1 protein-coding gene is annotated in these 2339 nt (G+C 72.7%); it reads right to left on the bottom strand.

Annotated features, from left to right (window positions below; translation table 11 throughout):
* Positions 1-119 precede the first annotated feature (119 nt).
* Positions 120-2339 (bottom strand): translation initiation factor IF-2 (infB, locus tag ABZ914_RS50330; RefSeq protein ID WP_500201666.1); only part of this gene is annotated, 2220 nt, incomplete at its 5' end.

Genomic DNA, 2339 nt, shown 5'->3' with positions numbered 1-2339 from the left:
TGTGGTCACTTTTTCCCCCCGGCCCGTCCGGCCGGGCCGCCGGCGGGGACGGGCCCCGGAGGCCTGGTCCGCGCGGACGGATCCGTACCGCGGACGATCGGGTGCCGCGAGCGCGGGCCTCAGACGCGAGGCTTCTCCCGCATCTCGAAGCACTCGATGACATCGCCGAGCTTGATGTCGTTGTAGCCGACCCCGATGCCGCACTCGAAGCCCTCGCGGACCTCGGTCGCGTCGTCCTTGAAGCGGCGCAGCGACGACACCGTGAGGTTGTCGGCGACCACGACGCCGTCGCGGACGAGGCGCGCCTTGGCGTTGCGCTGGATGATCCCCGAGGTGACCATCGAACCGGCGACGTTGCCGATCCGCGGCACCTTGAAGATCTCCCGGACCTCGGCGGTGCCCAGCTGGGCCTCCTCGAACTCCGGCTTCAGCATGCCCTTGAGGGCGGCCTCGATCTCGTCGATCGCCTGGTAGATGACCGAGTAGTAGCGGATGTCGACGCCCTCGCGGTCGGCCAGTTCCTGCGCGTTGCGCTCCGGCCGGACGTTGAAGCCGATGATGACCGCGCCCTCCTCGGACGCCAGCGACAGGTTGACGTCGTCCTGCGTGATCGCGCCGACACCGCGGCGGATGATCCGCAGGCTGACCTCGTCGCCCACGTCGATCTTGAGCAGCGAGTCCTCCAGCGCCTCGACGGAACCGGAGACGTCGCCCTTGAGGATGAGCAGCAGTTCCTGCCGCTTGCCCTCCTGGAAGTCCTTGAACAGTTCCTCGAGGGAGCTGCTCTTGCGGCTGCGCAGGAGCTCGGCGTTGCGCTTGCGCGCCACCCGCTTGTCGGCGATCTGCCGGGCGACCCGGTCGTCCTCGACGACCAGGAAGTTGTCGCCGGCGCCGGGCACGGCCGCGAGGCCGAGCACCATCACCGGACGGGACGGGCCCGCCTCCTCGACGTTGTTGCCGTTCTCGTCGAGCATCGCCCGGACGCGGCCGCTGGCCACGCCGCAGACGATCGAGTCGCCGACCCGCAGCGTGCCGCGCTGCACCAGCACGGTCGCCACGGCGCCCCGGCCCTTGTCCAGGTGGGCCTCGATGGCCGAGCCCTGGGCGGGCATGTCGGGGTTGGCCTGCAGCTCCAGCTCGGCGTCGGCGGTCAGGACGATCGCCTCGAGCAGCCCGTCGATGTTGGTGCCCTGCTTGGCGGACACGTCGACGAACTGGGTCTGACCGCCGAACTCCTCGGCGACCAGGCCGTACTCGGTGAGCTGCGCCCGCACCCGGTTCGGGTCGGCGCCCTCGACGTCGATCTTGTTGACCGCGACGACGATCGGCACCCCGGCCGCCGTGGCGTGGTCGATCGCCTCGGTGGTCTGCGGCTTGACGCCGTCGTCCGCGGCGACCACCAGCACCACCAGGTCGGTGGTGTCGGCACCGCGGGCACGCATGGCGGTGAACGCCTCGTGACCCGGGGTGTCGATGAAGGTGATCTTGCGCTCCTCGCCGTCGACCTCGGTCTCGACCTGGTAGGCGCCGATGTGCTGGGTGATGCCGCCGGCCTCGCCCGCCTGCACGTTCGCGTGCCGGATGGCGTCCAGCAGCTTCGTCTTACCGTGGTCGACGTGGCCCATGACGGTGACCACCGGCGGACGGGACTCGAGGTGCTCGTCGCCGCCCTCGTCCTCGCCGTACTCGATGTCGAACGACTCGAGCAGCGCGCGGTCCTCTTCCTCGGGGCTGACGACATGGACCTCGAAGTCCAACTCCAGGCCCAGGGCCTGCAGGTCGTCGGGGTCCACCGACTGGGTCGCGGTGACCATCTTGCCGAGATGCATCATGATCGCGACGAGCGACGCCGGGTTGGCGCCGATCTTCTCGGCGAAGTCGGTCAGGGACGCGCCCTGCGGCAGCCGGATGGTCTTGCCGTTGCCGCGCGGAGCCGAGACGCCGCCGACGGCGGGCGCCTGCATGTTCTCGAACTCTTGACGACGCGCCCGCTTCGACTTGCGGCCGCGCGCCGGGCGTCCGCCCGGACGGCCGAACGCGCCCTGCGTGCCGCCGCGACCGCGACCGCCGCCGCCCGGACGGGGGCCGAAGCCGCCGCCGCCACCGGGACGACCGCCGCCGCCGGCGCGGGGCGCGCCGCACCCGCCGCCGCCACCCGGCCGACCGCCGCCACCGGGACCGCGACCGCCGCCGCCACCGGCACGGCCACCGCCGCCACCTGGACCGCGGCCCCCGCCACCGGGACCGCCGCGCCCGGGGGCGCCGGCCGGCCGCGAGGACGGCGTGTTCATCGGGCTCGGGCGCGGAGCGCCCGGACGGGGCGGCTGGCCGCCGGCGGG

It is taken from the genome of Spirillospora sp. NPDC046719 (assembly GCF_040645715.1).
Lineage (GTDB): Bacteria > Actinomycetota > Actinomycetes > Streptosporangiales > Streptosporangiaceae > Spirillospora.
This window is presented reverse-complemented; position numbering and strand designations above follow the sequence as displayed.